The organism is Nakamurella sp. (assembly GCF_048594475.1).
Taxonomy (GTDB): Bacteria; Actinomycetota; Actinomycetes; order Mycobacteriales; family Nakamurellaceae; genus Nakamurella.
On sequence record NZ_JBMDXT010000110.1, the window covers coordinates 1 to 6,344 of the forward strand.

Consider the following 6,344-nt stretch of genomic DNA (forward strand, 5'->3'; position numbering starts at 1 on the left):
ACCAGCGGGCGTGGGCGATCGAACGGGGGCTGTCCACGATCACCTGGACCTACGATCCGCTGATCGCCCGGAACTCGTACTTCAACCTGTGCCGGCTGGGGGCGCGTCCGGAGCGGTACCACGTGGATTTCTACGGCCCGATGGACGACGGGCCCAACCGGGGGCAGCCGACCGACCGGGTCGACGCCGTCTGGGACCTGCACTCGGCGGCCACCGCGGCCGCGGCGGCCCGGGTGGCGGCGCCCGGCCCGGCCCCCGGCCCGGGGCCGGCCGATCCGGCGGCGGGTGCGTCGGTGCTGCTGTCGGTCGGACCCGACGGCGAGCCGGTGGCCGGCGCCGAGCCGGGGGCCGCCGGCGGCGGGCCGGGGGTGCGGCTGATCGGGATCCCGCCGGACATCGAGGCGCTGCGGCGCCGCGACCAGGCGGCCGCGCTGCGCTGGCGGCACGCGCTGCGCGAGGTTCTGGCGCCGGCGCTGGCCGACGAGCGCCTGCGGGTGACGGGTTTCGCCAAGCCCGGCTGGTACGTGCTGGAACCGGCCGGCCGATGAGACGGGGAGAGTGCCGATAAGGGTGACCGGGGCCGAACTGCGGACCATCCGGATGCCGCTGGTGTCGCCGTTCGAGACGTCCTTCGGGGTCGAGCGGGACCGGGTCGCGATCCTGGTCCGGGTGATCGGGACCGTCGGCGGCGACCGGCGGCCGGTCGAGGTGCAGGGCTGGGGCGAGTGCGTGGCGATGGAGTCGCCGCTGTACAGCTCCGAGTACGCCGAGGCGGCCGCGGCCGTGCTGCGGCGGTACCTCATCCCGCGCCTGCTCGCGGTGTCCGCGGCCGGGACCGACGTCACCGCGGAGACCGTCGACTCCCTGCTCGAACCGTTCGTCGGTCACCGGATGGCCAAGGCCGCGCTGGAGATGGCCGTGCTGGACGCGCAGCTGCACGGGACGGGCCAGTCGCTGGCCGGGTACCTCGGGGCCACCCGCACGTCGGTGCCCTCCGGGGTGTCGGTGGGCATCCAGCCGTCGGTGGCCGCGCTGCTGGACGTGGTCGGGGACTACCTGGCCGACGGCTACGTCCGGATCAAGCTCAAGATCAAGCCCGGCTTCGACGTGGCGCCGGTCGAGGCGGTCCGCGAACGCTTCGGCGAGCTGATCCCGTTGCAGGTCGACGCGAACGCCGCCTACACCTTGGCCGACGCCCGGGTGCTGCGCCGCTTGGACGCGTTCGACCTGCTGTTGATCGAACAGCCGCTGCCGGAGGACGACCTGCGCCAGCACGCCGAACCGGCCCGGCTGGTGCGCACCCCGATCTGCCTGGACGAGTCGATCGTCTCGCCCCGGGCGGCCGCCGACGCCATCGCGCTGCGGGCCTGCTCGGTGATCAACATCAAGGCCGGCCGGGTCGGCGGGTACCTGGCCGCCCGGCGCATCCACGACCTGTGCCAGGCCAACGGCATCCCGGTCTGGTGCGGCGGGATGGTGGAGACCGGCCTGGGCCGCGCGGCCAACGCGGCACTGGCCGCGCTGCCCGGCTTCACCCTGCCCGGCGACGTCTCGGCCTCCGACCGCTTTTACGAGCAGGACATCACCGAGCCGTTCGTGCTCGACGACGGCCGGATCGCGGTGCCCACCGGCCCCGGGCTCGGGGTGAGCCCCATCGGTCCGGTGCTGGAGTCCTACACCGTCTCGACCGAGTGGATCCAGGCCTGACCCCTCCGTCCCTGTCCCTGTCCCTGTCCCTGTCCCCGTCTCCGTCACCGTCCCCGGATCGGGCGGGGTCGGATCGCGCGGGGTCGGGCGGGGGCGGGCGGAGGTCGGCGGTCGGGCCTGCTCAGGCCAGGGCCAGGATCCGGGGGCGCAGCCAGTCCAGCGCGTTGTCCAGGTCGTACATCAGCGGTCGGGTCATCAGCAGGTGGTCCGGGCGCAGGACCCACGCGCGCTTGCTCCGGACGCCGATCACGGTCACCCGGAGCGCGAAGTCCCGGGGGTCCCGGCCGAGCCGGCGGGGCAGGTCGCGGATGAACGCGTTGAGCCCGATGCCGGGGGCGGTGTGGGCCTGCCGGATCCGCGGATCACCGTCCAGCCCGTCGGACCAGGTGCAGGCGTTGGAGTAGTGCTGCTGGATGATCGCCCGCAGGTCCGGCACGTGCGCGAGCGCGGGGAAGTTCGGCGGCCGCAGCTCGTCGAGCTCGCCGCCGCCGGTCGCCAGCAGGTGCCGCCACCAGCGGGCCCACTGTCCGGACGCGGCGGTGAGGTCGACCTCCCGGCGGCCCAGCAGCCCGACACCGCGGGCCGGCGCGGCCGGCACCGGTCGGCGCGACCACGCCGGCCACCAGCCGACCGAGGGGTCGGCCGGTGGGATCGGCGGGTCGGTCAGCGGCTCGAGCCCGGCGGCGTCCCGGACGTAGAGGGCGATCCGGAGCACCTCGGGCTCGGCCAGCACGACCTTCCATCGCTCGGTGCCGGCGATGAACATTCCCCATGGTGCCGGGAGCCGGGCCGGTGACGCCAGAGGCGATCGCCGGGCGGCGGCCGGCGGGCCGGGTGTGAGCCCCGAGCCCGGTGTGAGGCCCGGGCCGGGCGTGAGCCCCGGGCCGTCAGGTCCAGGCCTCGAGGGCCAGGCCGGCGCCGACCAGCACGGCGTAGACGAACTCGAGCCGCCCGGTCTGGCCGAGCACGGTGATCAGATCCCGCCCGCGCGCCCCGCGCAGCACGCTCCGGGTCGGTGGCACGGCCAGCGGGACCGCCAGCAGTCCGAGCAGGCACCACGGGTGGCTGGGGGACAGGGCGAGCACGGCGACGAAGGCGCCGGCGATCATCAGGGCGAACACCTTGCGGGACAGCGGCTCGCCGAGCAGGACGGCCAGGGTGCGCTTGCCGGCGTCGACGTCGGTGTGCACGTCACGCAGGTTGTTGGCCATGAGCAGCGCGCAGGCCAGCAGCCCGATGCCGATCGACGCTATCACCGCCCACACGGTGATCGCCCCGGCCTGGACGTAGGTCGTGCCGAGGACGGCGACCAGGCCGAAGAACACGAAGACGAAGACCTCGCCGAGGCCGGCGTAGCCGTACGGCCGGGGCCCGCCCGTGTAGAACCAGGCGGCGGCGACGCAGGCGAGCCCGATCGGCACCAGCCACCATGACGTCATCGCCGCCAGGGCCAGGCCGGCCAGCCCGGCCACCCCGAAACAGGCGAAGGCCGCCCGCTTGACCGCGCCCGGGGCGGCCAGCCCGGCACCGACCAGCCGGGTCGGCCCGACCCGCACCTCGTCGGTGCCGCGCACGCCGTCGGAGTAGTCGTTGGAGTAGTTGACGCCGACCTGCAGGGCCAGCGAGACGATCAGCGCCAGCCCGCCGCGCAGCCAGGAGAAGCCGCCGAGGTCGATCCCGGCGCCGGTACCGACGAGAACCGGCGCGACCGCCGCCGGAAGGGTGCGCGGCCGGGCGGCCTGGATCCATTGCTGAGCTGTTGCCACGTGATCCGACCCTAGCCGCTGCCGGTCCCGGCCCCGGCCCCGCCCGGGTGGCGGTCCGAGGCGGTCCGAGGCGATCCGCTGATCAAACCCGCGCCCAATCGGACATCGCGGACCCGCTCGCCCGGGATTGATCAGCGGTGCGCGGGCAGGCCCGGTGATTCGCTGATCTTTTCCGCGCTGAATCGGACAGAACGCCCGGCCGTACGCGGGTTTGATCAGCGAACCCACTGCGCGGTGCCGGGGTCGGGCGCCGCGGGGCGCGGCGGGCTCGGCGGGCCCGGTCAGCGCACCAGCGGGATGCCGGCGGCGAGGGCGGGCTCGCGGTAGGCGGCGGCCAGGGAGGCGGCGGTCTCGTGCGCGTTGAGCCCGCTCGGGTTGGGCAGCACCCACAGCTGGGCGCCGGCGAGGTCGTCGGGCTGCCTGCCCGGGGCCGCCCGGGGCCGGCCGAACGCCTGCCGGAACGCCGTCAGCCCGAGCACCGCCACCACACGCGGGGCGAACCGTTCCACCGTCGCGGTCAGCGCCGCCGCGGCCGTCCGGATCTGCTCGGCGGTCACTTCGTCGGCGCGGGCGGTGGCGAAGGGCACCAGGTTGGTGATGCCGACGCCGGCCGCGACCAGCTCGGCCCGGTCCGCGTCGGTCATGCCGCCGGAGACGTCCATCCGCTCCCGGGTGATCCCGGCCAGGTGCAGGGCCGGCCAGAAGCGGTTGCCCGGCCGGGCGAAGTGGGCGTTCGCCGCCGCGGTCCACAGGCCCGGGTTGATGCCGACGAACAGCAGGCGGAGGCCCGGCTCGATCAGGTCGTCGACCCGGGCCCCGCGGAACTCCTGCAGCTGGGCGCGGGTGAACCGGGCCGGGCTCATGGGCCCGTCCGCCGGTCGACCAGCGGGTGCGCCGCCGCGTCCGTCCGGGTGGGCGCGTCGGCCAGGGCGTCCCGGGCCAGGGTCCGGATCGCGGCCCGGTCCGGCTTGCCCGGCCCGCGCGACGGCAGGCGGTCCACCAGCAGCGTCACCCGCGGTGCGGCCGGCGCACCGTGCGCGGCGCGGGCCGCCGCCCGCAGGTCGGCCGGGTCGGGTGGGACACCCGTGTCGGGGACGACCACGGCGACCAGCAGGTTTCCCCACTCGGGGTCCGGGACGCCGGTGAGGACGACCTCGGCGACACCCGGCCGGGCGGCCAGCGTGGCCTCCACCGCGGCCGGGGCCACCTTCACCCCGCCCGTGACGAGCACGTCGTCGACCCGGCCGAGCACCCGCCACCGACCGGCGGTCACCCTAATGCCGGTGTCGGCGGTGAACTCCCCGACGTCGTCGGTGCGGAACCGGCGCCGGCCGGCGCCGTCGACGTCGAAGGCGGGGTGGTCCGGGCGGCCCCGGTAGCCGCGGGCGACGACCGGGCCAGCGAGGGTCAGCCGGCCGGCCGGATCGGCTGTCACGACGACGCCGTCCAGCGGTTGCTCGTCGTAGAGGCAGCCGCCACAGGTCTCGCTCATCCCGTAGGTGGTCACCGTGCGCACGCCGGCCGCCGCGGCGCGGTCCAGCAGGGCCGGCGGGGCGGCGGCGCCACCGATCAGCACGGCGTCGAACCCGGCCAGGGCGGCGGTCGCGTCGACGTCCGCGAGCACCCGCACCAGCTGGGTCGGCACCAGCGAGACGAGCCGGACCGGTCCGGGCGTGGACGCCGCCGCCCGCGCGAACTCCGCGGCGGTGAACGTCGTCGAGGTGTCCAGCACGGTCGGCGTCGTCCCCTCGACCAGCGACCGCTGCAGCACCTGCAGCCCGGCGACGTGGTGGGCGGGCAGGGCCAGCAGCCAGTGCGCGGGTCGCGGGTCGTCGCCGAGCAGGAACGCCCGGGTGGCGCGGGCCGAGGCCAGCAACGCCGATGCCGGGAGCAGGGTGCCCTTGGGGGTTCCGGTCGAGCCCGAGGTGCCGACGACGAACGCCGTCGGGTCGGCGTCGTCGTCCTCGCCGGCCGCCAGCGGACGACCGCCGTCCAGGGCCCGGACCAGCTCGGCGGCGGCGCGCGGGTCGGCCGCGGGCACCGGGACCAGGGCCGGGCCGGTGCCGGCCAGCGCGGCTGCGAGGCGGGGCAACAGGTCCAGCACCGCCGGGCCGGTCGGCACGGCCAGCGGTTCGAGCGACCGAGCCATCGGTTCAGTAGGCCCAGGGGTAGCCGGAGAAGTCGGGGGCACGCTTCTGCAGGAAGGCGTCCCGCCCCTCGACCGCCTCGTCGGTGCCGTAGGCCAGCCGGGTCGCCTCGCCGGCGAACAGCTGCTGCCCGACCAGGCCGTCGTCGACCAGGTTGAACGCGTACTTGAGCATCCGCTGCGCGGTCGGCGACTTGCCGTTGATCAGCGCGGCCCACTCCAGGGCAACGGTTTCCAGGTCCGCGTGCGGCACGACCCGGTTCACCGCGCCCATCGCGAACATCTCCTGCGCCGAGTACTCCTGGCCGAGGAAGAAGATCTCCCGGGCGAACTTCTGGCCGACCATTCGGGCCAGGTAGGCCGACCCGTAGCCGGCGTCGAACGAACCGACGTCGGCGTCGGTCTGCTTGAACCGGGCGTGCTCGGCGCTGGCCAGGGTCAGGTCGGCGACCACGTGCAGCGAGTGCCCGCCGCCGGCCGCCCAGCCGGGAACGACGGCGATGACGACCTTGGGCATGAACCGGATGAGGCGCTGCACCTCCAGGATGTGCAGCCGGCCGGCCCGGGCCGGGTCGACGGACTCAGCGGTCTCCCCGCTGGCGTACTGGTAGCCGCTGCGGCCGCGGATCCGCTGGTCGCCGCCGGAGCAGAACGCCCAGCCGCCGTCGCGCGGGCTGGGGCCGTTGCCGGTGAGCAGGACGCAGCCGACGTCGCCGGTCATCCGG

The 6,344-nt window shown here is 75.6% G+C and carries 6 protein-coding genes and 1 pseudogene; 2 read left to right on the forward strand and 5 right to left on the reverse strand.

Translation table 11 applies throughout. The annotated features are described in order from the left end of the window. A pseudogene (locus tag ACOJUF_RS05630) lies at positions 1 to 548 on the forward strand (GNAT family N-acetyltransferase); the annotation flags it as partial. Between the two features lie 16 nt (positions 549 to 564). Then, positions 565 to 1,707: an o-succinylbenzoate synthase gene (menC, locus tag ACOJUF_RS05635; protein WP_420120888.1), complete on the forward strand. Its 1,143-nt coding sequence runs from the start codon at positions 565 to 567 to the stop codon at positions 1,705 to 1,707. Positions 1,708 to 1,828: 121 nt separating this feature from the next. On the opposite strand, the gene ACOJUF_RS05640 is transcribed toward menC, so the two are convergent. The 5 genes from ACOJUF_RS05640 to ACOJUF_RS05660 all read right to left on the reverse strand — a co-directional run. Continuing rightward, positions 1,829 to 2,473, reverse strand: a complete 645-nt coding sequence (locus ACOJUF_RS05640) for a hypothetical protein (RefSeq protein WP_420120883.1) — start codon at positions 2,471 to 2,473, stop codon at positions 1,829 to 1,831. A gap of 121 nt (positions 2,474 to 2,594) precedes the next feature. Continuing rightward, positions 2,595 to 3,473: a 1,4-dihydroxy-2-naphthoate polyprenyltransferase gene (locus tag ACOJUF_RS05645; protein ID WP_420120884.1), complete on the reverse strand. Its 879-nt coding sequence runs from the start codon at positions 3,471 to 3,473 to the stop codon at positions 2,595 to 2,597. A gap of 281 nt (positions 3,474 to 3,754) precedes the next feature. Further along, positions 3,755 to 4,336, reverse strand: a complete 582-nt coding sequence (locus tag ACOJUF_RS05650) for a mismatch-specific DNA-glycosylase (protein ID WP_420120885.1) — start codon at positions 4,334 to 4,336, stop codon at positions 3,755 to 3,757. Next, positions 4,333 to 5,622, reverse strand: a complete 1,290-nt coding sequence (gene menE / locus ACOJUF_RS05655; protein WP_420120886.1) for an o-succinylbenzoate--CoA ligase — start codon at positions 5,620 to 5,622, stop codon at positions 4,333 to 4,335. Before menE ends, ACOJUF_RS05650 begins: the two co-directional genes overlap by 4 nt. 4 nt (positions 5,623 to 5,626) lie before the next feature. Further along, a partial coding sequence (locus ACOJUF_RS05660) for a 1,4-dihydroxy-2-naphthoyl-CoA synthase (RefSeq protein WP_420120887.1) occupies positions 5,627 to 6,344 on the reverse strand: 718 nt, incomplete at its 5' end.

Bases quoted from the DNA above. Each gene is read 5' to 3' on its own strand.
- ACOJUF_RS05650 (WP_420120885.1), bottom strand. From the start codon at position 4,336: ATGAGCCCGGCCCGGTTCACCCGCGCCCAGCTGCAGGAGTTCCGCGGG.
- menE (WP_420120886.1), bottom strand. From the start codon at position 5,622: ATGGCTCGGTCGCTCGAACCGCTGGCCGTGCCGACCGGCCCGGCGGTG.
- ACOJUF_RS05640 (WP_420120883.1), bottom strand. From the start codon at position 2,473: ATGTTCATCGCCGGCACCGAGCGATGGAAGGTCGTGCTGGCCGAGCCC.